This window comes from Pseudomonas sp. SJZ077, from assembly GCF_007993905.1.
GTDB classification, from domain to species: Bacteria; Pseudomonadota; Gammaproteobacteria; order Pseudomonadales; family Pseudomonadaceae; genus Aquipseudomonas; species Aquipseudomonas mandelii.
Genome location: NZ_VIUJ01000002.1, coordinates 1 through 26570, shown reverse-complemented (window position 1 = coordinate 26570; position 26570 = coordinate 1). Strand labels below are relative to the sequence as shown.

General features: G+C 59.9%; 22 protein-coding genes and 1 pseudogene. 16 read left to right on the top strand and 7 right to left on the bottom strand.

The features are described 5' to 3' along the window. Nucleotides 1-74 precede the first annotated feature (74 nt). Together FBY01_RS03760 and FBY01_RS03755 are read left to right on the top strand one after the other, a co-directional pair. The gene (locus FBY01_RS03760) at nucleotides 75-1943 is read left to right on the top strand and encodes a hypothetical protein (protein ID WP_145306792.1); all 1869 of its coding nucleotides are present in this window, start codon (nucleotides 75-77) and stop codon (nucleotides 1941-1943) included. Nucleotides 1944-1970: 27 nt separating this feature from the next. Continuing rightward, nucleotides 1971-3215: a metallophosphoesterase gene (locus FBY01_RS03755; RefSeq protein WP_145306794.1), complete on the top strand. Its 1245-nt coding sequence runs from the start codon at nucleotides 1971-1973 to the stop codon at nucleotides 3213-3215. Between the two features lie 107 nt (nucleotides 3216-3322). On the opposite strand, the gene gbcA is transcribed toward FBY01_RS03755, so the two are convergent. Beyond that, complete coding sequence (gbcA, locus tag FBY01_RS03750) at nucleotides 3323-4618, bottom strand: glycine-betaine demethylase subunit GbcA (RefSeq protein ID WP_010467026.1); 1296 nt, start codon at nucleotides 4616-4618, stop codon at nucleotides 3323-3325. 452 nt (nucleotides 4619-5070) lie between these two features. Between gbcA and gbcB the strand changes: the two genes are divergently transcribed. Further along, nucleotides 5071-6171, top strand: coding sequence for a glycine-betaine demethylase subunit GbcB (gene gbcB / locus FBY01_RS03740; protein ID WP_010467027.1), 1101 nt, complete (start codon nucleotides 5071-5073; stop codon nucleotides 6169-6171). Between the two features lie 137 nt (nucleotides 6172-6308). Here gbcB and FBY01_RS03735 read toward each other — a convergent pair whose 3' ends face one another. After that, nucleotides 6309-7133, bottom strand: coding sequence for an NAD(P)-dependent oxidoreductase (locus FBY01_RS03735; RefSeq protein WP_145306796.1), 825 nt, complete (start codon nucleotides 7131-7133; stop codon nucleotides 6309-6311). Nucleotides 7134-7397: 264 nt separating this feature from the next. Beyond that, the gene (locus FBY01_RS03730; protein ID WP_010467030.1) at nucleotides 7398-8438 is read right to left on the bottom strand and encodes a low specificity L-threonine aldolase; all 1041 of its coding nucleotides are present in this window, start codon (nucleotides 8436-8438) and stop codon (nucleotides 7398-7400) included. A gap of 133 nt (nucleotides 8439-8571) precedes the next feature. Here FBY01_RS03730 and FBY01_RS03725 point away from each other — a divergent pair, with 133 nt between their 5' ends. The 8 genes from FBY01_RS03725 to fdhA all read left to right on the top strand — a co-directional run bounded on the left by FBY01_RS03725 (nucleotide 8572) and on the right by fdhA (nucleotide 18692). Further along, a complete protein-coding gene (locus tag FBY01_RS03725) occupies nucleotides 8572-9288 on the top strand; it encodes a TraX family protein (RefSeq protein WP_083375608.1) in 717 nt (238 codons plus the stop codon). A gap of 284 nt (nucleotides 9289-9572) precedes the next feature. Further along, on the top strand, nucleotides 9573-10826 hold the full coding sequence (gene glyA, locus FBY01_RS03720) for a serine hydroxymethyltransferase (RefSeq protein WP_145306798.1): 1254 nt from the start codon (nucleotides 9573-9575) through the stop codon (nucleotides 10824-10826). Between the two features lie 23 nt (nucleotides 10827-10849). Further along, a complete protein-coding gene (locus FBY01_RS03715) occupies nucleotides 10850-12100 on the top strand; it encodes a sarcosine oxidase subunit beta (protein ID WP_007947735.1) in 1251 nt (416 codons plus the stop codon). A 14-nt stretch (nucleotides 12101-12114) separates the two neighbouring features. Next, on the top strand, nucleotides 12115-12444 hold the full coding sequence (locus tag FBY01_RS03710) for a sarcosine oxidase subunit delta (RefSeq protein ID WP_010467039.1): 330 nt from the start codon (nucleotides 12115-12117) through the stop codon (nucleotides 12442-12444). Beyond that, entirely contained in the window at nucleotides 12441-15458 is a 3018-nt protein-coding gene (locus FBY01_RS03705; RefSeq protein WP_077747275.1) for a sarcosine oxidase subunit alpha, read from the top strand. Before FBY01_RS03710 ends, FBY01_RS03705 begins: the two co-directional genes overlap by 4 nt. Before the next feature lie 149 nt (nucleotides 15459-15607). Continuing rightward, entirely contained in the window at nucleotides 15608-16240 is a 633-nt protein-coding gene (locus tag FBY01_RS03700) for a sarcosine oxidase subunit gamma (protein ID WP_010467044.1), read from the top strand. A gap of 189 nt (nucleotides 16241-16429) precedes the next feature. Beyond that, on the top strand, nucleotides 16430-17287 hold the full coding sequence (purU, locus tag FBY01_RS03690; protein WP_010467046.1) for a formyltetrahydrofolate deformylase: 858 nt from the start codon (nucleotides 16430-16432) through the stop codon (nucleotides 17285-17287). A gap of 205 nt (nucleotides 17288-17492) precedes the next feature. Next, nucleotides 17493-18692 (top strand): formaldehyde dehydrogenase, glutathione-independent, encoded by a 1200-nt coding sequence (gene fdhA, locus FBY01_RS03685; RefSeq protein ID WP_077747277.1) that lies wholly within the window; start codon nucleotides 17493-17495, stop codon nucleotides 18690-18692. Between the two features lie 65 nt (nucleotides 18693-18757). On the opposite strand, the gene FBY01_RS03680 is transcribed toward fdhA, so the two are convergent. Both FBY01_RS03680 and FBY01_RS03670 read right to left on the bottom strand, forming a co-directional pair. Next, nucleotides 18758-19147: a DUF3757 domain-containing protein gene (locus tag FBY01_RS03680; protein WP_145306800.1), complete on the bottom strand. Its 390-nt coding sequence runs from the start codon at nucleotides 19145-19147 to the stop codon at nucleotides 18758-18760. Between the two features lie 468 nt (nucleotides 19148-19615). Continuing rightward, complete coding sequence (locus FBY01_RS03670; protein WP_145306804.1) at nucleotides 19616-19828, bottom strand: cold-shock protein; 213 nt, start codon at nucleotides 19826-19828, stop codon at nucleotides 19616-19618. Nucleotides 19829-20149: 321 nt separating this feature from the next. Here FBY01_RS03670 and FBY01_RS03665 point away from each other — a divergent pair, with 321 nt between their 5' ends. Beyond that, on the top strand, nucleotides 20150-20704 hold the full coding sequence (locus FBY01_RS03665; protein WP_145306806.1) for a DUF2780 domain-containing protein: 555 nt from the start codon (nucleotides 20150-20152) through the stop codon (nucleotides 20702-20704). A 1-nt stretch (nucleotide 20705) separates the two neighbouring features. Here FBY01_RS03665 and FBY01_RS03660 read toward each other — a convergent pair whose 3' ends face one another. Then, on the bottom strand, nucleotides 20706-21593 hold the full coding sequence (locus tag FBY01_RS03660; RefSeq protein WP_145306808.1) for an acyltransferase: 888 nt from the start codon (nucleotides 21591-21593) through the stop codon (nucleotides 20706-20708). Nucleotides 21594-21932: 339 nt separating this feature from the next. Here FBY01_RS03660 and FBY01_RS03650 point away from each other — a divergent pair, with 339 nt between their 5' ends. From FBY01_RS03650 to creD, 4 genes are all read left to right on the top strand, one after another. Beyond that, nucleotides 21933-22439 carry an ATP-dependent zinc protease gene (locus FBY01_RS03650; RefSeq protein ID WP_010467060.1) on the top strand — a complete coding sequence of 169 codons (507 nt, stop codon included), beginning with the start codon at nucleotides 21933-21935 and terminating at the stop codon, nucleotides 22437-22439. A gap of 59 nt (nucleotides 22440-22498) precedes the next feature. Next, complete coding sequence (creB, locus tag FBY01_RS03645; protein WP_077747281.1) at nucleotides 22499-23179, top strand: two-component system response regulator CreB; 681 nt, start codon at nucleotides 22499-22501, stop codon at nucleotides 23177-23179. Next, nucleotides 23179-24597, top strand: a complete 1419-nt coding sequence (gene creC, locus FBY01_RS03640) for a two-component system sensor histidine kinase CreC (protein WP_145306812.1) — start codon at nucleotides 23179-23181, stop codon at nucleotides 24595-24597. Before creB ends, creC begins: the two co-directional genes overlap by 1 nt. A 204-nt stretch (nucleotides 24598-24801) precedes the next feature. Further along, nucleotides 24802-26172, top strand: a complete 1371-nt coding sequence (creD, locus tag FBY01_RS03635; RefSeq protein ID WP_077747283.1) for a cell envelope integrity protein CreD — start codon at nucleotides 24802-24804, stop codon at nucleotides 26170-26172. Nucleotides 26173-26345: 173 nt separating this feature from the next. Here creD and FBY01_RS31660 read toward each other — a convergent pair. Then, a pseudogene (locus FBY01_RS31660) lies at nucleotides 26346-26570 on the bottom strand (IS110 family transposase); the annotation flags it as partial.

Sequence of the window (26570 nt, the reverse complement as noted above, 5' to 3'; positions counted from 1 at the left end):
CCTGATACACCGCTTTCGCGAGCAGGCTCGCTCCCACAGTGGACGGTGTTCAGGATTAGAAGGAAATGGATGATATGGACAGTTACATCCGCTGGTTCCAACGCTTCATCTGGCTAGGCATCGTGATGAACATGGTCTTCGCGATCCCGGCGCTTTTCGCTCCGGCGCTGCTGACCTCGATGCTCGGCATGCCACCGCAACTCTCCGATCCATGGCTGGAAAACGCCGGCATGCTGCTGGTGGGTATCAGCGTGTTCTACATGCCGTCGGGCTTCAATGCACCGCGATTTGTGGTGCATTCCTGGTTATGTGTGTTGTCGCGACTGATCGCCGTGGCGTTCTGGATCTACCTGATCAACACCAGCAGCCAGGCATCAGTGTTCGTGCCGATGCTGATGGGCGATCTGAGCATGTTCCTGATCCTCGGCATCCTGCTGTACCTGGGCAGCACGCCGGCCAATCGTCCGTTGGCGTTGCTCTGTGACGGCTGGCGGGAATGGCGTGCCGGCTGGGCGCTGCGCTGGCAGCGGCACAGTTTCAAGGTCGGCACGCTGATCGTGGTCCTGGTGCTGGGATTTATCGGTTACGAGACTTGGTACCAGATGCTGCGGGTGGTGCCAGCTGAGAAGTACGCCTCCGACGAAGACCACTACAAGTACGCCGCCATCGGCCTCGGCATCGAAGCACGCATCCCGTATTACCTGTTCGCCGTGCTGCCGCAGATGTGCCCCGAGAAACTGCCGAAACCCGGCGGCTATGAAGTCTTCGGTTTCCTCTTTGAGAACGGCAAGGACCTGCCCATCGGCATGGCCAAGCGGCAAATCGGCTACCCGACCGTGGAGCCGAACTGCGCCCTGTGTCACACCGGTTCCTACCGGGCCAATGCCAGCGACGTTGCCACCCCGGTGGCCACCGCCCCGGCCAATACCCTTCAACTGCAAGCCTTTCAGTGGTTCGCCTACGATTGCGCCAGCGATCCGACATTCACCACCGACGCGGTGATGACTGCGATCAACGGCAAGTTCCAACTCGGGTTTTTCGAGCGCTTGTACAACCGCTACCTGATCATTCCGATGGCCAAGAGCGCGTTGCTCAAACAGAAACAGGCCTACGCCTGGCAGAAGCTGCGCCCGCAACAGGGGCCGGGGCGCACCGACACCTTTAACCCGACGAAAATGGTGGTGTTCGGCTTCCCGGATGACTCGACCATCGGCACCGTCGACCTGCCGCAAGTGTGGAACCAGAAACCCCGGGAGTCGCTGTACTTGCACTGGGACGGCAACAACAACGATATCCATGAGCGCAACTACGCAGCGGCGATGGCCGTGGGCGCGACGCCGGAATCGGTGCTGCCGGAAAGCTTCAACCGCGTGACCAACTGGCTGCTCGGCACCAAGCCACCCGCCTGGCCGTTCGCGCTGGACCAGGCCAAGGTCGCCCAGGGCAAACCGCTCTGGGATCAGAACTGCGCCGGTTGTCACGACTTCGGTCGCACCGACACCGGCCAGGTCACCACCCACATCGACGAACTGGGCACCGATCCCCATCGCCTGAACTCGTTCACCACGGGGTTGGTGGAGGCCTTCCACACCTTCAAGAAACCGCCATTCGACTTCAACGCCTATCGCAAGACCCAGAGCTACAGCAACACGCCGACCGATGGTGTCTGGCTGCGGGCGCCCTACCTGCATAACGGTTCGGTGCCCACGTTGTGGGATTTGCTGCAGACGCCGGAACAGCGGCCGTCGGTGTTCTACACCGGCTCCGATGTGTACGACCAGGAAAAGGTCGGCTTCGTCACGAGCGGGGCGCAGGCCAAGGCCTCGGCGGACTTCAAATACGACACGCGCCTGGAGGGTAACCACAACAGCGGCCACCTGTACGGCACGCAACTGTCGGACATCGATAAACGGGCGCTCATCGAGTTCATGAAAACCCTGTGATCCCACTACGGATGGAGGAATGCCAACATGTCATTAGTTACTCATTGGGAACATGAATACGACAAGGTCAAAGTTCGCGTGCATGGGCTGTTCACGCGATTGGAAATGTCCTGGAAAAAGCTCATCAGCGAGCTTGAGCCCGAGGAGTTCCAGGCCATCGTCGCCCTGTTGCAGCGTGGCCACGATCAGGCGCAATACGTGCTCAAACACGGCGATCTGCCGGTCGATCAGCCAAGCGTGCCGTGGGAGTTGTCCCACGGTTTGTCGATCCTGCACATCGGCAACGCCACGCCTTTACCGCAATCGGTCGACCAGTTGCAGACCCGGGTGCTCAAGGACGGCAGTCTGCTGGGCTGTCGCAAGTGGGAACTGCTGGATCTGTTGTGGAGCGAAGCGCTGCTCAAGTGGATCGAAAACCTGCGCCATCACGCGCCGTTCGCCACTAACCCGGCATTGATGAAGATGGACAGTGACGTGGTGCTGGCGATCGCCGGCGACTGGGGCACCGGTCCGTTCGACAGCCACGCCCCGGCAGTGGCGGTGGCCAACCAGATGCAACTGGCTCAGGCCGATTTCACTATTCACCTGGGGGATGTGTATTACGCCGGTACCCATTCCCAGGAAGACGTCGACATGGTCGGCTGGCCCATGGGCAAGCACGGCTCGTTCACCCTCAATTCCAATCACGAGATGTACAGCGGCGCCCACGGTTATTTCAAGGAGCTGGCCAAGCGTTTTCCGGCGCAGCAGGGCACCAGTTATTTCGCGTTGTACAACGACGACTGGCTGGTGGTCGGGCTCGACACGGCCTATGCGTCAGACGCCATCAATCTGTACATGGACGGCACGCTGAACAAGGAGCAGATCGCCTGGATGAAAGAACTGCCCCAGCGCAAGAAGATCATGGTGCTCAGCCACCATCAGGGGTTCGATATTTCCGGGCACAACAAGACGGCGTTGTATCAGCCGGTCTGTGATGCGTTGGGTCGGGAGCCTGATTACTGGTATTGGGGGCATTTGCACAATGGCATTTGCTATGCGGCCCAGGGTGGACTGCATGCGCGTTGCGCCGGGCATGGGGCGATTCCGTATGGCAATGCCAGCGAGCTGGACGGGCATACACGGGTGTTGTGGTCGGAAACCGAGAATGCGCGGGATGAGGCGTACCCGGATCGGGTGTTGAATGGGTATGTGAAGGTGCGGTTGGTGGGGGAGCACATCGAAGAGACGTTTTTCGGGGAGGATGGCAGCGTGCGGTGGTCTTCAAGTTGATCGGGTGAATGTGAGGCCGTCATCGCGAGCAGGCTCGCTCCCACATTCGATCTTCAGCGCACCAAAGATCCCCTGTGGGAGCGAGCCTGCTCGCGATGCTTTTGCTGTTAGCCCTGAACCGGAACGCCCTTGAGGTAAGGCGCAGGCTCGGCCCCGAGGTTGCTCAACAGACGCTCGCTGTACCAGTCCACAAAGTTCACCACACCAAACTCATAGGTCTTGGAGTAAGGCCCTGGCTGGTACGCCGTGGAGTTGATCCCGCGCTGGTTCTCTTCGGCCAGGCGGCGGTCCTGGTCGTTGGTGGCGTCCCAGACCTGGCGCATGCGCTCCACGTCGTAGTCCACGCCTTCAACCGCGTCCTTGTGGACGATCCACTTGGTGGTGACCATGGTTTCCTGAGCGCTGATCGGCCACACGGTGAAGACGATGATGTGATCGCCCATGCAGTGGTTCCACGAGTGCGGCAGGTGCAGGATGCGCATCGAGCCCAGGTCCGGGTTCTTGATGCGGCCCATGAGTTTGGCGCAGCCCTGTTTGCCGTCCAGGGTCATCGACACGGTGCCCTTGAGCAGCGGCATGCGCACGATGCGGTTACGCAGGCCGAAACTGGCGTGGGCGTAAGGGATCTTCTCGGCTTCCCAGGCAGCGGCGGAGGCCGCGACGTGGTCCTTGAAGGCCTGGTCGGCACGCGGGTCGGTGACGTCGTCCCATTCCAGCAGGGTTTTCAGCAGTTCCGGGTGCGACGCGTTGCAGTGGTAGCACTCGCGGTTGTTTTCCAGCACCAGCTTCCAGTTGGCCTTTTCCATCAAGGTGGTGGTAATCGCCACCTTGGTGTTTTCCATGTCATACGGTTCCATGTAATGGTTCAGCGTCGACAGGAAGTCATCAATGGCTGGCGGGTTCTCCGACAGGCTGATGAAGATGTAGCCGCCGGCGGTCTTCACGTTCACCGGTTTGAGGCCGTACTGCTTCATGTCGAAGTCGGCGCCCATTTCGGTGCCGGCGAACAGCAGGCGACCGTCCAGTTCGTAAGTCCACTGGTGGTAATGGCAGACCAGTTTGGCAACCTTGCCCTTTTCACTGGTGCACAGACGCGAGCCGCGGTGACGACAGACGTTGTGGAACGCATGGATCACGCCTTCGGCGCCGCGAATCACGATGATCGGATTCTTGCCGACTTGCAGGGTCAGGTAGTTGCCCTTGGTCGGGATTTCGCAAGCCATGCCGGCGATCAACCACTCTTTCTGGAAGATTTCCTGCATGTCGATATCAAACAGCCGCTCGTCAGAGTAAAACGGCTGCGGCAGCGAGAAAGTGCGCTCGCGCTCTTGCAGCATCTGCGCGGTGGCCTTGCGTGCGGGTTCCAGCGGATCGCCCAGGCTGATTTTTGCGGTGACGTCCATCGATTTGATCCTCAAGGCCATTCTGTGTGGCCGGCGAAAGTGGCTATGTGGCCTGTGTAACGGGGTTGGGCGGGCAGGTCCGGCGCATGAAGTTCTGATCCTGCGTTGCCGCTCCTCCCCATAGCGCGCTATGAGTCGTCGCGGCGCCTTGGCTCAGAATTTCATGCATCCGGACCTGCTCCACCCAACCCCGTTACACCGGCCACCGGTTTGCTACGCAAGGTGTAAAGCAAGGTGTAAAGATTGTGTCTTGGTATGGAGCGAGTGTGGGGCCGGCGCTGGGCAGAACCTTATCCATGGGCGACATGGCCCAATCTGTTCCCGACGCGCAACCCCCGGTAGTTGGGGGCTGGTCGCGATAAGTATGTGAATGTCGCAGATAGGTAAATGGGTGGCTCGCGCTATACGCAGAATCGCCAACATAAGGCCGACCATCGGCGGTGGAGAACAGCATGTCCAACAGCTTCCTGAATCCGGTAACCACCCAGACCTGGGCCAACGGTCGACACATCGTCCGTTGCGTCAAAGTCATCCAGGAAACCTGGGATGTGCGCACCTTCTGCTTTATGGCCGACCAGCCGATCCTGTTCTTCTTCAAGCCGGGGCAGTTCGTCACCCTGGAGCTGGAAATCGAAGGCGTGCCGATCATGCGCTCCTACACCATTTCCAGCTCGCCATCGGTGCCGTACAGCTTTTCGGTGACGATCAAGCGCGTACCGGGCGGCAAAGTCTCGAACTGGTTGCACGACACGCTGCATGAAGGTCAGGAGCTGGCGGTGCACGGGCCGGTCGGGCTGTTCAACGCCATGGACTTCACCGCGCCGAAGGTGTTGTACCTCAGCGGCGGCGTCGGCATCACGCCGGTCATGTCGATGGCGCGCTGGTTCTACGACACCAACGGCAACGTCGACATGGTGTTTATCCACAGCGCCCGCTCGCCCAAAGACATCATTTATCACCGCGAGCTGGAACACATGGCGTCGCGGATCGATAACTTCAGCCTTCACCTGATCTGCGAGAAGCATGGTCTGGGTGAGCCGTGGGCGGGTTATCGCGGTTACCTGAACCACAAGATGCTCGAACTGATGGCCCCGGACTTCATGGAGCGCGAAGTGTTCTGCTGCGGCCCGACGCCGTACATGAACGCGGTCAAGCGCATGCTCGAGACCGCCGGTTTCGACATGTCGCGTTACCACGAGGAATCCTTCGGTGCCACGCCGCCGGAAGCCCGTGCCGATGCGGTGGAACAGGCCGAAATTGCTGCCGACGCGCCGGAAGTTGATCTGGCGGACCTGCATCAAGTCGAATTTATCTCCTCCGGCAAGAGCATTCGCGTGGCGCCGGGTGAAACCGTGCATGCGGCGGCGGCCAAGCTGGGCTTGCTGATTCCGAAGGCCTGCGGCATGGGCATTTGCGGCACGTGCAAGGTATTGAAGCTGGGCGGCGAGGTCGAAATGGATCACAACGGCGGGATTACCGAGGAAGACGAAGCCGAAGGCTACATCCTGTCGTGCTGCAGCGTGCCGAAGGGTGACGTGCGCATCGAGTTCTAAGCAACGCCAATCCCTTGTGGGAGCGAGCCTGCTCGCGAAGGCATACGGACATTCAACATCGTTGTTGACTGATCCGGCGCTTTCGCGAGCAGGCTCGCTCCCACAGGTTTTGTATCTTTTCTGACCGGTTGTTTTCTTCAGTCGACAAACAGGTCCGGCATCAGCGGGTCAGTGGTGTCGGGCGCGAACCGATACCGTTCAAAATCCGTCACCCCGTGCTCACTCAGAATCTCTTCATCAATCAGCAACCGCCCGGTAATGCTGCGACTGCTGCTGTCCAGAATTGCGTAAGCAGCATCGGCCATGATCGCCGGCGTTCGTGCGTGTTTGAAGGATTCCCTCGAGCCAAGCTGAAACTCGATGGCCGCCGTCGCAATCATCGTCTGCGGCCACAACGAATTGACGCTGATGCCATAACTGGCAAATTCCTCACTCATGCCCAGGGTCAGCATGCTCATGCCGTATTTGGTCACCGTGTAGGGGCTGTATTGGGCGAACCATTTCGTCGCCAGGTTCAACGGTGGCGACAGGTTAAGAATGTGACCCTTGGTTTTTTTCAGATAGGGCAGGGCAGCCTGGCTGCACAGCAACACGGCGCGGGTGTTGATCTGGTGCATCAGGTCGAAGCGCTTGAGCTCGATGTGTTGAACGCCGGTCAGCTTGATCGCCCCGGCATTGTTGATCAGCGCATCAATGCCGCCGAAATGTTCGTGGGCCTGGGCCAGCGCCTCGCGTACCGCGAGTTCATCGCGAACATCCACCTGCAAGGCCAGCGCCTTGCCGCCCGCGTCTTCAACTTCCTTGGCCACGCTGAAAATCGTGCCGGGCAGTTTGGGGTGGGGGTCGGCGCTTTTGGCGGCAATCACAATGTTGGCCCCATCCCGCGCAGCTCGCAGCGCGATCTCACGACCAATCCCACGGCTGGCACCGGTAATGAACAGGGTTTTGCCTTGTAAGGACATGCGTACGCTCCTGATTATTATTGTCTGAGCGGATAGAAGCGGCTCGCCAATCAATGTAGACCAAGAGTTTCAGGGTGAGTGATCAGGGGAGGGGGAAAGGGGTTTTGTGGCGAGGGAGCTTGCTCCCGCTGGGCTGCGAAGCGGCCCCGAATACTGAGAATGCGGTCTGTCTGGCAGACCGCATTGGCTGGTTCTACGACGGCTGCGCCGCCGAGCGGGAGCAAGCTCCCTCGCCACAGGGGATCGGGTTGCTGTTTGAAGGAATCAGTGGGACATGACTTCGCGAATATCCGCCGCCAATTCACGTACGCGTTCTTCTTCGGTATCCCACGAGCACATGAAGCGTGCGCCGCCGTTGCCGATGAAGGTGTAGAAACGCCAGCCCTTGGCCGTCAGTGCAGCGATGGCCGGCTCCGACAGTTGCAGGAACACGCCGTTGGCCTGTACCGGGAACATCAGTTCCACGCCGGGAATATCGCTGACCAGTTCTGCCAGGAGCTGCGCACAATGGTTGGCGTGGCGGGCGTATTTGAGCCAGGCGTCGTTTTCCAGAATCCCGACCCACGGTGCCGACAGGAAACGCATTTTCGAGGCCAGTTGCCCCGCCTGTTTGCAGCGGTAGTCGAAGTCTTCGGCCAGTTTGTGGTTGAAGAACAGAATCGCTTCACCCACCGCCATGCCGTTTTTCGTGCCGCCGAAGCACAACACATCGACGCCGGCTTTCCAGGTCAGGTCGGCCGGGGAGCAGCCGAGGAATGCGCAGGCGTTGGAGAAGCGCGCGCCGTCCATGTGCAGGTTCAGGCCCAGCTCTTTGCAGGTGGCGCTGATGGCACGGATTTCTTCCGGGGTGTAGACGCTGCCGACTTCGGTGGCCTGGGTCAGGGTCACGACGCGGGGTTTCGGGTAGTGGATGTCCTGGCGCTTGAGGGCGACTTCGCGGATCGATTCCGGGGTCAGCTTGCCGTTTTCGGTGCGGGCAATGAGCAACTTGGAACCGTTGGAGAAGAATTCCGGCGCGCCGCACTCGTCGGTTTCGACGTGGGCGGTTTCCGAGCAGATCACGCTGTGGTAACTCTGGCACAGCGACGACAGGGCCAGCGAGTTGGCCGCGGTGCCGTTGAAGGCGAAAAACACTTCGCAGTCGGTTTCGAACAGTTTGCGGAAATCATCGGACGCGCGTGCGGTCCATTCATCGTCGCCGTAAGCGCGTTGGTGGCCGTGGTTGGCCTGTTCCATGGCAGCCCAGGCTTCAGGGCAGATACCGGAATAGTTGTCGCTGGCGAATTGTTGGCTCTTATCGGTCATGGCCCTGCTTTCCGTGGTCGAGACGCTTATGGTGAAGCGCCTCGTGGTCAATGATGGTGCGCACTTTACCGAAGATCATCCGGCGAGCACACGGGATGCGTCTGACAGAACACTACAAAGACGACGGGCAATTATGCACATGACGCAAAGGGATGGGGCACTGGATCTGCTCAAGTGGCTGGCGCTATTGAGCATGGTGCTCGATCACCTGCGATATGTCGGTTACTCCGTCGATCTGCTGTATGTGCCGGGACGGCTGGCGTTTCCGTGGTTCTGCCTGGCGATGGCGGCCAACCTTGCGCGCACTGGTGCCACGACGACCGACGGCCAGTGGCGTTACCTGGGCTGGTTGCTGTTGTTCAGCGCCCTGAGCGAAATTCCCTACCGGATGTACATTCCCGATCCCGACACCTTGAACGTGTTGCCTACGCTGGCGCTGGGATTGCTGGTGGCCCGCGGCTGGCAGGATCAACGCCTGCAATCACGACTGCTCGCGGTGGTCGCGCTGGCGCTGGCGGCGCTGTTCCCGCAGTGGCTGATGTTTGGATTCTTCGGTGTGCTGCTGCCGCTGGCGACGTTGCTGGTGATCCGCCGGCCCTGGTATTTCAGCCTGTTGCCGGGGTTGGTGTGCCTGGCGGCGAATCAATGGGAGGTGCTGTTTTACTCCGCGCGGATCGGCAACCGAGCAGCCTTCCTCGGCATTGCCGCTTGTCTGATTGCGCCATTGCTCGGGTTGTTCCTGTTGCGACATACCCGGCATTTCCAGCCGCCGCCAATGCGGCGTTGGGCGTATGCCTTGTATCCGCTGCATTTTCTGCTGTTGCTCGCAATGCGCCAGGCAATCGCCTGACCCCTGTAGGAGTGAGCCTGCTCACGATGAGGCCGTCACCGCCAGCATTGATGTTGCCTGACCCACCGCTATCGCGAGCAGGCTCACTCCTACAGGGGTTCCTTGGTGATTTGAGGAGTGTGTTCGGCATGCCATTTCCCGCCATGTCGTAAACGCACCTTTGCGTGGCGTCCGTAGGCATTTGGCCTGTCTGCGCCGGTCATACCATCGCATCAAAGGGCACTGTCGAAACACCGGTGCCTTACCGAGACGAATGGCGCATAGATGCCGCTGGGAGAGACGCGATGTTCAGCAAGCAAGACCAGATCCAGGGTTACGACGATGCACTGCTGGCGGCGATGAATGCCGAGGAGCAACGCCAGGAAGATCACATCGAGCTGATCGCGTCAGAGAACTACACCAGCAAACGCGTCATGGAAGCGCAAGGCAGCGGCCTGACCAACAAATACGCCGAAGGCTATCCGGGCAAGCGCTACTACGGTGGCTGCGAGCACGTCGATAAAGTTGAAGCGCTGGCCATCGAACGCGCCAAGCAACTGTTCGGTGCCGACTACGCCAACGTCCAGCCGCACTCCGGCTCTTCGGCCAACAGTGCTGTGTACCTGGCCCTGATCCAGCCGGGCGACACCATCCTCGGCATGAGCCTGGCCCACGGTGGTCACCTGACCCACGGCGCCAAAGTGTCGTCCTCGGGCAAGCTGTACAACGCCGTGCAGTACGGCATCGACACCAAAACCGGGCTGATCGATTACGACGAAGTCGAGCGCCTGGCGGTCGAATGCCAGCCGAAGATGATCGTTGCCGGCTTCTCGGCTTACTCCAAGACCCTCGACTTCCCACGTTTCCGTCAGATCGCCGACAAGGTCGGTGCGCTGCTGTTCGTCGACATGGCCCACGTGGCCGGTCTGGTCGCCGCTGGCCTGTATCCGAACCCGCTGCCGTACGCCGACGTGGTCACCACCACCACCCACAAGACCCTGCGCGGTCCGCGTGGCGGCCTGATCCTGTGCAAGTCCAACGAAGAAATCGAGAAAAAGCTCAACGCTGCGGTATTCCCCGGCGCACAGGGCGGCCCGCTGATGCACGTCATCGCCGGTAAAGCCGTGTGCTTCAAGGAAGCGCTGGAGCCTGGTTTCAAGGTTTACCAGCAACAAGTGATCGACAACGCCCAGGCCATGGCCGGCGTGTTTATCAAACGCGGCTACGATGTAGTGTCCGGCGGCACCGATAACCACCTGTTCCTGGTCAGCCTGATCCGTCAGGGCCTCACCGGCAAAGAGGCGGATGCAGCACTCGGTCGCGCCCACATCACCGTCAACAAGAACGCTGTCCCGAACGATCCACAGTCGCCGTTCGTGACCTCCGGCCTGCGCATCGGCACCCCGGCGGTGACCACGCGCGGCTTCAAGGTGACCCAGTGCGTGGAACTGGCCGGCTGGATCTGCGACATCCTCGACAACCTCGGCGACGCCGACGTGGAAGCGAATGTTGCCCAGCAAGTGTCGGCCCTGTGCGCGGACTTCCCGGTTTATCGCTGAGCGCGGTTTTGGAGTAAATGACTATGCAACGCTACTCGGGCTTCGGCCTCTTCAAACACTCCCTCAGCCATCACGAAAACTGGCAGAAAATGTGGCGCACGCCGACCCCTAAAAAGGTCTACGACGTGGTCATCGTCGGCGGTGGCGGGCATGGTCTCGCCACGGCTTACTACCTGGCCAAAGAGCACGGCATCACCAACGTGGCCGTGGTCGAGAAAGGCTGGCTGGGCGGCGGTAACACCGCGCGCAACACCACCATCGTTCGCTCCAACTACCTGTGGGACGAGTCGGCGCACCTGTACGAACACGCGATGAAATTGTGGGAAGGTTTGTCCCAGGATCTGAACTACAACGTCATGTTCTCCCAGCGCGGCGTTTACAACCTGTGCCACACCCTGCAAGACATCCGTGATTCCGAGCGTCGGGTCAGCGCCAACCGCCTCAACGGCGTCGACGGCGAACTGCTCGATGCCAAGCAAGTGGCCGACGAAATTCCGTACCTCGACTGCTCGAAGAACACCCGCTACCCGGTGATGGGCGCAACCGTTCAGCGCCGCGGCGGCGTGGCCCGTCACGATGCCGTGGCGTGGGGCTTTGCCCGTGCCGCCGACGCCCTGGGCGTGGACCTGATCCAGCAGACCGAAGTGATCGGCTTCCGCAAGGAAAACGGCGTGTGCATCGGCGTTGAAACCAACAAAGGCTTCATCGGCGCCAAGCGCGTCGGCGTGGTGACCGCCGGTAACTCCGGGCACATGGCCAAGCTGGCCGGTTTCCGCCTGCCGATCGAATCCCACCCGCTGCAAGCGCTGGTGTCCGAGCCGATCAAACCGATTATCGACAGTGTGATCATGTCCAACGCCGTACACGGTTATATCAGCCAGTCCGACAAGGGCGACCTGGTGATCGGCGCCGGTATCGACGGCTACAACGGCTACGGCCAGCGTGGTTCGTACCCGGTGATCGAACACACCATCCAGGCCATCGTCGAGATGTTCCCGGTGTTGTCCCGCGTGCGCATGAACCGGCAGTGGGGCGGCATCGTCGACACCACACCGGATGCGTGCCCGATCATTTCGAAAACCCCGGTCCCGAACATGTTCTTCAACTGCGGTTGGGGCACCGGCGGCTTCAAGGCCACACCTGGCTCGGGCAACGTGTTTGCCGCGAGTCTGGCCAAGGGTGAAATGCACCCATTGGCCGCACCTTTCTCCATCGACCGTTTCCACAACGGTGCGTTGATCGATGAACACGGCGCTGCTGCGGTTGCCCACTAACAGGAGAAATCCCCATGTTGCATATCTTCTGTCCTCACTGCGGCGAGTTGCGCTCCGAAGAGGAATTCCACGCATCCGGCCAGGCGCACATTCCGCGCCCACTGGATCCGAACACCTGCACCGACGAGGAGTGGGGCGACTACATGTTCTTCCGCGATAACCCTCGCGGTCTGCACCACGAGCTGTGGGATCACGTCGCCGGTTGCCGTCAGTATTTCAACGCGACCCGCGACACCGTGACCTACGAGATTCTCGAGACCTACAAGATCGGCGCCAAGCCGCAGTTCACCGACAAGACCGATAGCCCGAAAGCGGCCACGACGGCTCTGGGAGAGAAGGTATGAGCCAGATCAATCGCCTGTCCAACGGCGGACGGATCGACCGCAACAAAGTGCTGAGCTTCACCTTCAACGGTCAGGTCTACAAAGGCTTTGAAGGCGATTCGCTGGCCGCTGCCCTGCTGGCCAATGGTGTCGACATCATCGGTCGCAGCTTCAAGTATTCCCGTCCGCGCGGCATCTTCGCTGCCGGCGCTGAAGAGCCGAACGCCGTGCTGCAGATCGGCGCGACCGAAGCCACGCAGATCCCGAACGTACGTGCCACGCAACAAGCGCTGTATCAAGGTCTGGTCGCCACCAGCACCAACGGCTGGCCAAGCGTGAACAACGACATGATGGGGATTCTCGGCAAGGTCGGCGGCAAGCTGATGCCGCCGGGCTTCTACTACAAAACTTTCATGTACCCGCAATCGTTCTGGATGACTTACGAGAAGTACATCCGTAAGGCCGCCGGCCTTGGCCGCTCGCCGACCGAGAACGATCCGGACACCTACGACTACATGAACCAGCACTGCGACGTGCTGATCGTCGGCGGTGGCCCCGCAGGTCTGGCCGCTGCACTGGCGGCTGCGCGCAGCGGTGCTCGTGTCATCCTCGCCGATGAACAGGAAGAGTTCGGCGGCAGCCTGCTCGACTCCCGCGAAAGCCTCGACGGCAAGCCAGCGGCCGAGTGGGTCGCCAGCGTCATCGCCGAACTGAAAGACACCCCGGACGTGCTGCTGTTGCCGCGCGCCACGGTCAACGGTTACCACGACCATAACTTCCTGACCATTCACGAGCGCCTGACCGATCACCTCGGCGACCGCGCTCCGATTGGCCAGGTGCGCCAGCGCATCCATCGGGTTCGAGCTAAACGTGTGGTGCTGGCAACCGGCGCTCACGAGCGCCCACTGGTCTACGGCAACAACGACGTGCCGGGCAACATGCTCGCCGGCGCTGTCTCGACTTACGTTCGCCGTTACGGCGTGGCACCGGGCAAGAAACTGGTGCTGTCGACCAACAACGATCACGCCTACCGCGTTGCCCTGGATTGGCTCGATGCCAGCCTGCAAGTGGTGGCCATCGCCGACGCCCGCAGCAATCCGCGCGGTGCACTGGTTGAAGAGGCGCGCGCCAAAGGCATTCGCATCCTGACCGGCAGCGCCGTGATCGAGGCCCGTGGCAGCAAGCATGTGACCGCCGCTCGCGTTGCCGCGATCGATGTCAAAGCACACGCGGTGACCAGCCCTGGCGAGTGGCTTGATTGCGATTTGATCGCCAGTTCCGGCGGTTACAGCCCGGTGGTTCACTTGGCTTCGCACTTGGGTGGCAAACCGATCTGGCGTGAAGACATCCTCGGTTTCGTACCGGGCGAAGCACCGCAGAAACGCGTGTGCGTCGGTGGCATCAACGGCGTCTATGGCCTCGGCGATTCGTTGGCCGATGGTTTTGAAGGCGGCGCTCGCGCAGCCAGCGAAGCCGGTTTCAGTGTGGTCGAAGGCACGTTGCCGAAAGCCCTGAGCCGTCTCGAAGAGCCCACCCTGGCGCTGTTCCAGGTGCCGCACGAAAAAGGCACCTCACGCGGACCGAAGCAATTCGTCGACCTGCAAAACGACGTCACCGCCGCCGCCATCGAACTGGCGACCCGCGAAGGCTTCGAGTCGGTCGAGCACGTCAAACGCTACACCGCACTGGGCTTCGGCACTGACCAGGGCAAGCTCGGCAACGTCAACGGCCTGGCCATCGCCGCCCGTTCGCTGAACGTGACCATCCCGCAGATGGGCACCACCATGTTCCGCCCGAACTACACGCCGGTAACCTTCGGCGCCGTGGCCGGTCGTCACTGTGGGCACATCTTCGAACCGGTGCGTCACACCGCGCTGCATCACTGGCACGTGAAAAACGGCGCCGAGTTTGAAGACGTCGGTCAGTGGAAGCGTCCTTGGTACTTCCCGAAAAACGGTGAAGACATTCACGCTGCCGTTAAACGCGAATGCAAAGCCGTGCGCGACAGCGTCGGCCTGCTGGACGCTTCGACCCTGGGCAAGATCGACATCCAGGGCCCGGACACCCGCGAGTTCCTGAACCGCATCTACACCAACGCCTGGACCAAGCTCGACGTGGGCAAGGCCCGCTACGGCCTGATGTGCAAAGAAGACGGCATGGTGTTCGACGACGGCGTGACCGCCTGCCTGGCCGATAACCACTTCGTGATGACCACCACCACCGGCGGCGCTGCACGCGTGCTGCAATGGCTGGAAATCTACCACCAGACCGAATGGCCAGACCTGAAGGTGTACTTCACGTCCGTGACGGATCACTGGGCAACCATGACCCTGTCCGGGCCGAACAGCCGCAAGCTGCTCAGCGAAGTGACCGACGCCGACCTGAGCAACGAAGCCTTCCCGTTCATGACCTGGAAAGAAGCGTTGGTCGGCGGTGTGCCGGCGCGGATTTTCCGGATTTCGTTTACCGGTGAGCTGTCGTACGAAGTCAACGTGCAAGCCGACTATGCGATGGGCGTGCTCGAGAAAATCGTCGAGGCTGGCAAGCAGTACAACCTGACCCCGTATGGCACCGAAACCATGCACATCCTGCGGGCCGAGAAAGGCTTCATCATCGTGGGTCAGGACACCGACGGCTCGATGACCCCGGACGACCTGAACATGGGCTGGTGTGTCGGTCGCACCAAACCGTTCTCGTGGATTGGCCAGCGTGGCATGAACCGCGAAGACTGCGTGCGTGATCAACGCAAACAGCTGGTGGGCCTGAAACCGATCGACCCGACCAAATGGCTGCCGGAAGGTGCGCAACTGGTGTTCAACACCAAGCAGACGATCCCGATGACGATGGTCGGTCACGTCACTTCCAGCTACCTGCACAACTCCCTGGGCTATTCGTTTGCCATGGGCGTGGTGAAGGGCGGTTTGAAGCGCATCGGTGAGCGCGTGTTCGCACCGCTGGCCGATGGCAGCGTGATCGAGGCGGAAATCGTTTCTTCGGTGTTCTTCGATCCAAAGGGTGATCGCCAGAACATCTAATGGCTTCGGGTCCTGTGGGGTGCCTGCGACCGCCTTCGCGAGCAGGCTCGCTCCCACAGGAGATCGCGGTCAAATGTGGGAGCTAGCCTGCTGGCGATGACGGCAGTGCAGCCACCACAGGAACCAACAGAATTCAGGAAAGGTGCTTTATGACCGCAGCCAATGTTTACCAACAACGCCCAACCACCGGGGCCAAGGCCGAGTCGTCGCTGCATCATGCCGACCTCGCCAGTCTGGTGGGCAAGGGCCGTAAAAGCGCCGGCGTGATCGTGCGTGAGAAAAAACTCCTCGGCCACCTGACTATTCGTGGTGATGGCCACGATGCGGCGTTCGCCGCTGGCGTGCACAAGGCCCTCGGGATCGAACTGCCGGCCGCGCTGACCGTCGTCGTCAAAGGCGAAACCAGCCTGCAATGGATGGGGCCGGATGAATGGCTGCTGATCGTGCCGACCGGTGAAGAATTCGCCGCCGAGCAAAAACTGCGTGAAGCGCTGGGCGACCTGCACATCGCGATCACCAACGTCAGCGGCGGCCAGCAGATCCTCGAACTGAGCGGCCCGAACGTGCGCCAGGTGCTGATGAAATCCACCAGCTACGACGTGCACCCCAACAGCTTCCCGGTGGGCAAGGCTGTCGGCACCGTGTTTGCCAAGTCGCAACTGGTGATCCGCCACACCGCCGAAGACACCTGGGAACTGCTGATCCGTCGCAGCTTCTCGGATTACTGGTGGTTGTGGTTGCAGGATGCGGCGGCGGAATACGGCCTGAGCGTCCAGGCTTAATGATCGTTCCCCTGTGGCGAGGGAGCTTGCTCCCGCTCGGCTGCGCAGCAGTCGTAAAACCTGAGCCCGCATTCCTCCTGAGTGAATGCGGTCGCTGATTTTGGGGTCGCTTCGCAACCCAGCGGGAGCAAGCTCCCTCGCCACAGAGTTATCTCTGATCACAGTTGTAGCAGCAGGAGTCACCGCACTATGAGCCGCGCCCCAGACACATGGATTCTGACCGCCGACTGCCCAAGCGTCCTCGGCACCGTGGACGCGGTGACCCGCTTTCTGTTCGAGCAGGGCTGCTACGTCACCGAGCACCATTCCTTCGATGATCGGCTCTCGGGCCGTTTCTTCATTCGCGTGGAATTCCGCCAGCCCGATGGCTTCGACGAGCAAGCCTTCCGCGCCGGACTGGAAGAGCGTGGCAAAGCCTTCGGCATGGTCTTCGAGCTGACACCGCCGAACTACCGGCCAAAAGTGGTGATCATGGTCTCCAAGGCCGATCACTGCCTCAACGATTTGCTCTACCGCCAACGCATTGGCCAATTGTCGATGGACGTGGCCGCCGTGGTGTCCAACCACCCGGACCTCAAACCGTTGGCCGACTGGCATCAGATTCCGTATTACCACTTCCCGCTGGACCCGAACGACAAGCCGTCGCAAGAGCGTCAGGTGTGGCAGGTGATCGAAGAGTCCGGCGCTGAACTGGTGATCCTTGCCCGCTACATGCAAGTCCTGTCGCCAGAGTTGTGCCGCAAACTCGACGGCAAGGCGATCAACATCCATCACTCGTTGCTGCCGGGTTTCAAGGGCGCCAAGCCTTATCACCAAGCCTACAACAAGGGCGTGAAACTGGTCGGCGCCACAGCGCACTACATCAACAACGACCTGGACGAAGGCCCGATCATCGCCCAGGGCGTGGAGGCGGTGGACCACAGTCATTACCCGGAAGACTTGATCGCCAAAGGTCGGGATATCGAAGGGCTGACCCTGGCGCGGGCCGTCGGGTATCACATTGAACGACGAGTGTTTCTCAACGCCAATCGCACGGTCGTTCTCTAATTCGCTTTCGCGAGCAGGCTCGCTCCCACAGGTTTTGTGTTGGTCACAGACGTGTGTACACCCCCGATCAAATGTGGGAGCGAGCCTGCTCGCGAAGAGGCCCTATCAGGCAACACAAGACACACAGGCAACAACCAGAGCAATCAACGCGCCGCCGCTTCATGGCGACGCGACCGCTACATAAAAACAACAGCGAGGTGAAAGCATGTCTGGCAATCGTGGTGTGGTGTATCTCGGCAATGGCAAGGTCGAGGTGCAAAAAATCGACTATCCGAAAATGCAGGACCCGCGCGGCAGGAAGATTAACCACGCCGTCATCCTGCGTGTGGTTTCCACCAACATCTGTGGTTCCGATCAGCACATGGTGCGCGGCCGCACCACTGCTCAGACCGGTCTGGTGCTGGGCCACGAAATCACTGGCGAAGTGATCGAGAAGGGCAGCGACGTCGAAAACCTGCAGATCGGCGATTTGGTCTCCGTGCCGTTCAACGTGGCTTGCGGGCGCTGCCGTTCCTGCAAGGAAATGCATACCGGTGTTTGCCTGAGCGTTAACCCGGCGCGTCCGGGCGGTGCTTACGGTTATGTCGACATGGGCGACTGGACCGGCGGCCAGGCTGAATACGCGATGGTGCCGTATGCCGACTTCAACCTGCTGAAACTGCCTGATCGTGATCGCGCGATGGAAAAAATCCGCGACCTGACCTGCCTCTCCGACATCCTGCCGACCGGTTACCACGGCGCAGTCACCGCTGGCGTTGGCCCAGGCAGCACCGTGTACATCGCCGGCGCCGGCCCTGTCGGTCTGGCCGCTGCCGCGTCCGCCCGCCTGCTGGGCGCGGCGGTGGTGATTGTTGGTGACGTCAACACCGTCCGCCTGGCACACGCCAAGGCCCAGGGTTTCGAAATCGCCGACCTGTCCCTGGACACCCCGCTGCATGAACAAATCGCTGCGCTGCTGGGCGAACCAGAAGTGGATTGCGCCGTCGACGCCGTAGGCTTCGAAGCGCGCGGCCACGGCCATGACGGCGTGAAACACGAGGCCCCGGCCACCGTGCTCAACTCGCTGATGGGCGTGGTACGGGTTGCCGGCAAAATCGGTATCCCGGGCCTGTACGTGACCGAAGATCCAGGTGCCGTCGATGCCGCCGCAAAAATGGGCAGCCTCAGCATCCGCTTCGGCCTGGGCTGGGCCAAATCCCACAGCTTCCACACCGGCCAGACGCCCGTGATGAAGTACAACCGCCAGCTGATGCAGGCGATCATGTGGGACCGCATTCACATTGCCGACATCGTTGGCGTGGAAGTCATCAGCCTTGATGACGCGCCACGCGGTTATGGCGAGTTCGATGCGGGCGTGCCGAAGAAGTTTGTGATTGATCCGCATAAGTTGTTCAGTGCGGCGTAAGCGTTACGCAAGACGGGAGAAGGGCGACAGTGATGTCGCCCTTTTTTATGGCTGTCCGGTGACACCTAATTGCTCAAAGAGAATGAGCAGTCATTGTTGGGTTTAGAATAACAGCGATTCGATTCGTCCCAATTCGCAGGCGCCCCGGCTTTCCAGTTGACTACATTGTCTAGAAACAAGGCCAGATTTTGGTAGCGGCAACTCAACTGACTGACTTTCACTGGCCCGTTTTCGGTTTCGTCTTCAGTGATATACGCCGCATCTTCAAAAACCAGAGTCTTAATATCGACCGGTTGTCCCGGATCTTCTCCTTTCCAGATATGGCCGGATCTGTCCTTGGCTTCAAAGCCACTCATTGTTTTGTAAATAGATGAGGGTTCAGGGCAAGTATCTGCGTAGGTATAGTTACTCACGGTCAGGATTGCTAAAACGCTGGCAATAATCTTTGTCTGCATGGTGTCTAACCCCCGTTTGTTTGTCCGTAATAAACACTCGCGTTGATACCTATTGCCAGCTAATTGCCGTAAGTGAAGAAAAACAATAGCTTCAGTTGGTATGTACGCACAAGAGAAGCTGGACTTACGGTCAAAGCCAAATAGATTTAATGAGGCTTTTTGTCGCTTCCCACTATGATGTTCTTTGCGTACCACTGTCCGTTATCGCCTTGGACTAGGTCATACGTCACCTTATCGCCGACCTTTGGATGACGGTCGCCCGGGTTGATGCAAAAGATAATTGGTTGAGTCTCCAGTTCTATATGTTCCAAACTTTTCGATGGCGACGAAGTAGGTTCGTTAATGACTGTAGTATCGAACTTTTCTGTTTTTCGCCTCATCGCCGTGTCTCCGATAAGAATGGCCTGCCCTAACCACTAGGTGGAAGCAGGCCTGGTCGAGTCTTCAACGACTTTGGTCATTGTTTATTTATTCGGTGCGAACCTGCGCAGCCTGTTGACCTTTTTGCCCTTTTTCTGAAACGTAAGATACTGCTTGTCCCTCTTTCAAACTTTTAAAGCCGTCTGATTCAATTGCTTTGAAGTGTACGAAAAGTTCCGCTCCTCCACTATCTGGAGTGATAAATCCAAAGCCCTTTTCATCGTTAAACCATTTAACTATACCTGTTTCTCTGCCAGCCATATTAATGCTTCCTACCAGATCGAAAACGAAGAGGTGCGAGCTGCTATTTAATAACTCACTCCCGATTGCTGTTGTTACAAACTCAGCTTAGTTTGTGCTGCGAAACGGTCGCAACTGTCAGATATGACAGATTTTTATACCAGTTTGATGTAGTCAGGTTGTTTCTTATAGCAGTCAATTAACTGGTCTATCTCATGCTATGCACTTCCAAAGGCAAAAAATGCCTGCGCCAGCAAGGAACAACACCCCCCAAACCCCGGTCAAATCGGCAGTTTTCCCGCCCACACACGGGTGGCTCTCACGGCGCAAGAGGATGTCTGGATGAAGATTTCACGCGGTTTAGCACTGGCTTCGCTGATGACCCTCGCGGCCAGCCCGGTCTTCGCCGGTTTCAGCCTGGACGATGTGACCAAAGCGGCTTCGAGCATGCAGGGGGGTAATGCTGCCGCAGCGGCTGCGCCAACGTCAGAAACGGCCGGATTGTTGAGCGCGCTCAGCGAATTGAACGTGACACCTCAACAGGCCGTCGGCGGGACTGGGGCGATGCTGGGGCTGGCGAAGAATCAGTTGAGCTCGACCGATTACTCGGAACTGGCCAAAAGCGTTCCGGGCATCGACAAGTTGTCCGGCGGCGGTGAGCTGGGTGCGCTGGCCGGCCTGCTTGGGTCTTCCGGCAAGGCGGCCGGTCTGGACAATGCCTTGGGTGCCGTGAAGAACACCAACGATCTGAACAACGCGTTTAGCGCGTTGGGCATGGACAGCGGCATGATCGGCCAGTTTGCCCCGGTGCTGTTGCAATACCTCGGTCAGCAGGGCGTTGGTGGCTCGTTGCTGGAAAGCCTGGACGGGATCTGGGGCGCCGGCACCGGCAGTTGATTCAACGGCGCTCGGCGCGCAACGCGTCGATGCGTTGATCCTTCTCTATCCAGAGCTGGTTGACCCAATTCTGGACCGTTTCGCGAAACACCGGATCGTTTTCGTAATCGCCTTGCCACAATGCCGGGTCGAGCTCTCGGGTCTTGATGTCGATGATGACCCTCGGCACGTTGCCGCTGAGCAAGTCCCAAAACCCCGGAATCTGCTGCTGCGGATACACCACCGTCACATCAAGCACGGCATCCAGCTGTTCGCCCATTGCCGCCAGGACAAACGCCACTCCGCCGGCCTTGGGCTTGAGCAGGTGAGTGAAGGGTGACTGCTGCTGAGTGCTTTTCGCTGCGGTGTATCGGGTGCCTTCCAGGTAATTGACCACGGTCACCGGCTGACGCTTGTACAACTCGCACGCCGCTTTAGTGATCTCCAGATCCTTGCCGGCCAACTCAGGGTGCTTGGCCAGGAATGCCTTGGTGTAGCGCTTCATGAACGGATAATCCAGGGCCCACCACGCCAGCCCCAGGAACGGCACCCAGATCAGTTCCTTCTTGAGGAAGAACTTGAAGAATGGCGTGCGGCGGTTCAGGGCCTGGATCAACGCCGGGATATCGACCCAGGATTGATGGTTGCTGATCACCAGGTATGAGGTATCGACGCGCAGACCCTCGCCACCACGAATGTCCCACTGGGTCGGGATGCACCACTTGAAGATCAGCTTGTCGATCTCGGCCCAGGTTTCGGCGATCCACATCACCGCCCATGAGGCGTAGTCGCGATGGCGACCAGGCAAGACCAGTTTGAGCAGCGCAAACACCATCAGCGGCCCGATCAGGACCAGGGTGTTGAGCAACAGCAGCAGGGTAACGAAACAGCCGGTGAGCAGGCGGCGCATAAGTAACTCTTGAAAGCGTTTGGGCGCGTCATGATATTCAGCTTCGGGCCGCAGGCCAAATCGGCGGTGACGAATGTTTCACCTTTACATCGTTATGCTTGCCGCCTGATGAGATCACCTGTGGCGAGGGAGCTTGCTCCCGCCGGGCTGCGAAGCGGCCCCAAAAACTAATGTGACGCAGCGTGTCAGGAACACCGAGTTGAATGGATTTACGGCGGCTTCGCCGCCCAACGGGAGCAAGCTCCCTCGCCACAAAGCTAGGTGGCCGTCCAACTATCTTTGTTGTTTGCGGTCTAGAATTTGGCCACTGCGCCCCCATTCCCAAAGGATGCCCATTACGTGAAATCCCTCCTTGCACTGCTTTCTCTCGTGGCCCTGCCGGTCCTGGCCGCCGAGCCGACGCTGTACGGGCGTTACGAATACATTGCGCTGCCGGAAATCGGCGGCGAAGTCCTCAAGGCCAAAATGGACACCGGCGCCCTGACGGCCTCGCTGTCGGCCAAGGACATCGAAACCTTCACCCGCGACGGCGACGAGTGGGTCCGTTTCCGCCTCGCCACCAAAGATGCGAGCAACAAGGTCTACGAGCACAAGGTTGCGCGGATCAGCAAGATCAAGACCCGCTCCGAAGAGGATGACGATGACAAGGAAGCTGTCGAGCCGACCAAGCGCCCGGTAGTCGATCTGGAACTGTGCCTGGGCAACGTCAAGCGCACCGTCGAGGTCAACCTTACCGACCGCAGCAGCTTCAACTATCCGCTGTTGATCGGTGCCAAGGCCTTGCGTGAATTCGGTGCGGCGGTGAACCCGGCGCGGCGTTTCACGGCCGACAAACCCGACTGCTGATTGACGGAACGAGAGGCTTGGGGCACCGTTCGCCCACTTAACTGCCGGGCTCGGACGCCATGCCTCATATCCTGATTGTCGAAGACGAAGCGGCGATTGCCGACACCCTGATATTCGCGTTGCAGGGAGAGGGGTTCACCACGACCTGGTTGAGCCTCGGCGCGGCGGCGCTGGAGCATCAGCGCCAGACCCCGGCCGACCTGATCATTCTCGACATCGGCCTGCCGGACATCAGCGGCTTTGAGACCTGCAAGCAACTGCGGCGTTTCAGCGAAGTGCCGGTAATCTTCCTCAGCGCCCGTGACGCGGAAATCGACCGCGTCGTGGGCCTGGAAATCGGCGCCGACGACTACGTGGTCAAGCCGTTCAGTCCCCGGGAAGTCGCGGCGCGGGTCCGGGCGATTCTCAAGCGCATGGCGCCGCGACCGGTGGCCGAAGTCTCATCGGCGTTGTTTCGGGTCGACTGCCAACGCGTGCAGATCAGCTATCGCAATCAACCATTGAATCTCACCCGGCACGAATTCCGTCTGCTGCAATGCCTGCTGGAACAACCCGAACGCGTCTTCAGTCGCGAGCAATTGCTCGATGCGCTGGGCGTGGCCGCCGATGCCGGTTACGAGCGCAGCATCGACAGCCATATCAAAAGCGTGCGCGCCAAATTGCGTCTGGTGAAGGCTGACGCCGAACCGATCCAGACCCATCGCGGCCTCGGTTACAGCTACAGCCCGGGGCACAGCTGATGCCGTTGGGGATCCGGATTTTCCTGGTCTACGTGCTGTTTATCGGCCTGACCGGTTACTTCGTGCTCAACACCGTGATGGAAGAAATCCGCCCAGGGGTGCGCCAGTCCACGGAAGAAACCCTGGTCGACACCGCCAATCTGATGGCCGAGATCCTGCGCGACGATTTCAAGGCCGGCACCCTCAACCAGAACCGCTGGCCCGAGCTGCTCAGGGCCTATGGCGAACGGCAGCCGAAGGCAAGCATCTGGGGCTTGCCGAAGAACCAGGTCAACCACCGGATTTACGTCACCGACGCCAAAGGCCTCGTGGTGCTGGACTCCAGTGGCGCAGCGGTGGGGCAGGACTATTCACGATGGAACGACGTCTACCTGACGTTGCGCGGTGAATACGGCGCACGTTCCACCCGCAGCGATCCGAACGATGCGACCTCTTCGGTGATGCACGTCGGCGCGCCGATTCGCGACAACGGCCAGATCATCGGCGTGGTCACTGTGGCCAAGCCCAACAGTTCGTTGCAGCCTTACGTGGATCGCACCGAACGTCGATTGCTTGCTTATGGTGCCGGGTTGATCGGCCTGGGCCTGCTGTTCGGCGCGCTGTTGTCATGGTGGCTGAGCGCGGCGCTGCGGCGGTTGACCGCCTATGCCCAAGCGGTGAGTGAGGGCCGGCGCGTCGAGGTGCCGCATTATCGCGGCGGGGAGTTGGAGCAACTGGCGACGGCGGTGGAACAGATGCGAACCCAGCTGGAAGGCAAAGCCTACGTCGAGCGTTATGTGCACACCCTGACCCATGAATTGAAAAGCCCATTGGCGGCGATTCGCGGTGCAGCTGAGTTGCTGCAAGGTGAAATGCCGTTGGCTCAGCAGCAGCGTTTCGTCAGCAACATCGACAGTGAAAGTGTGCGGATGCAGCAGTTGATTGAGCGGTTGCTGAACCTGGCCCAGGTCGAACAGCGTCAAGGGCTGGAAGAGCGGGTGGCGGTGCCGTTGGCGGGTTTGGTGGATGAGTTGCTCAACGCCCAGGCCGCGCGGATCGAAGGGAAAAAGTTGCGCGTGGAACAGAGGATCGCGCCGGATATGACCCTGCATGGCGAGCCGTTTCTGTTGCGGCAGGCGCTGGGGAATCTGCTGGAGAATGCTTTGGATTTCACCCCGCCTCAGGGGCTGCTGCGGTTCAGCGCCGAGAGGGTCGGCGAGCAGATCGAGTTCAGGTTGTTCAATCAGGCCGAGGCGATTCCCGACTATGCGTTACCGCGTTTGAGCGAGCGTTTCTACTCGCTGCCGCGCCCGGACAGTGGGCGCAAGAGCACCGGGTTGGGGCTTAACTTTGTGGAAGAAGTGGTGAAGCTGCATGGTGGGGCATTGAGCATCGGCAATGTCGAGGGTGGGGTGGAAGTCCTATTGCACCTGGCCTAGGACCGAGTCGCGGCCAATCGCGAGCAGGCTCACTCCCACAGTTGATGTGTGGGGGACTCAGAATTTGTGTCCAGCGCAGAACCCATGTAGGAGCGAGCCTGCTCGCGAAGAGGCCAGTCCGTTCTCCACATAATCTCCATATTCCCCCCACAAAGCCTCCACACACCCATCCCAGACTCTCCCCATCCAAACAGGGAGAGTCCCATGAACCGCAGCCTGACCCTAAAACTCGGGGCAATCGCCCTTCTGATTCTGCTATTGCTGATCCCGTTGCTGATGATCAACGGCGTCATCCAGGACCGCCAGCAATTGCGCGACGGTGTGCTTGAAGACATTGCCCGCAGCTCCAGCTACAGCCAGCAACTGAACGGGCCGCTGATGGTGGTGCCGTATCGCAAAGTGGTGCGCACCTGGAAGCTCAACGAAAAAACCAACCAGCGTTATCAGGAAGTCGGTGAGGAGCGCGGTCGTCTGTATTTCCTCCCGGAACGCTTCGAACTCGATGGCCAGGTGCAGACCGAACTGCGCTCCCGAGGCATTTACGAGGCGCGACTGTTCCACGCCGACAACCGCATCAGCGGGCATTTCTCGGTCCCGGCGCAACTGGGCATCAAGGAAGATTTTGCCGATTACCAGTTCGACCAGCCGTTTCTGGCGGTCGGGATCAGCGACATTCGCGGCATCGAAAACGCCCTGAAACTCGAACTCAATGACCAGCGGCTGGACTTTGTTCCGGGGACCCAGGTGGGCTGGTTAGGCGAAGGTGTACACGTGACATTGCCAGCGCTGGATACCAGGCAAGCCACGGAATTGACCTTCGGTTTCGACCTGCGGCTGCAAGGCACCGGTCAGTTGCAGATCCTTCCTGTGGGCAAGACCAGCAAGGTGTCGCTGAGCGCCAACTGGCCGCACCCAAGCTTCATCGGCAACTACCTGCCGGCCCAGCGTGAAGTCACCGATCAGGGGTTTACCGCCAACTGGCAGACCTCGTTTTTCTCCACGAACCTGCAGGAAGCGCTGAGCAGTTGTGTGTCCGGCGGTGGGTGCGAGGCGTACAGCGGCCGCAGCTTTGGCGTGAGTTTCATTGATCCGGTGGACCAATACCTCAAGAGCGATCGGGCGATCAAATACGCACTGCTGTTCATCGTGCTGACCTTCGCCGGATTCTTCCTCTTCGAAGTGCTGAAAAGCCTGGCGGTGCACCCGGTGCAATATGCATTGGTGGGCGTGGCGCTGGCGTTCTTCTACCTGTTGCTGCTGTCGTTGTCGGAGCACATCGGCTTTGCCCTGGCCTATCTGTTGTCGGCCGGCGGCTGCGTGTTGCTGATCGGGTTCTATGTCTGCCATGTGCTGCGCAGCGTGCGTCACGGCTTGAGCTTTTCGGCGGGGTTGGCGGCGTTGTATGGCTTGCTCTACGGCTTGTTGAGTGCCGAGGATTACGCTCTGTTGATGGGCTCGTTGTTACTGTTCGGCTTGCTCGGCGTGTTCATGGTGTTGACCCGCAAGCTGGATTGGTACGGGATCGGGCAGAAGCCTGCCAAGCCGTTGGCGTTTGATCTGGGGGCGGTGGAATGAGCCGGTCGGTGGGGTTGCGCGAGGATCAGCGGGAGGGGGAAGAGTTAGCGAAGCAGATATTCGGTTTGTTTCCTGTTGACCCGATGTGGTGCCATCGTGAGCAGGCTCGGTCCCACAAGGGATCTGCAGTGAACACAAGGTTCGTGCATACCACCGATCAACTGTGGGAGATTCTATGTTTGGGGGGAACACCCAAACATAGAATTTGGCTTGTATTCGGTTTGGTTTTTCATCAGGGCAAACATCACTCTGGCCAGCTTGCGTGCCAGGATAACCAAGGCCTGAGTGCCTTTTAGACCTCTGGCCAGATAGCGTTCGTAGTACGGCTTCCAGGTCGGCGAACGGCTGGCAGCCATAGCGCTATTGTGAAACAAGCGCCGGAACTCCGAGTCCCCTCG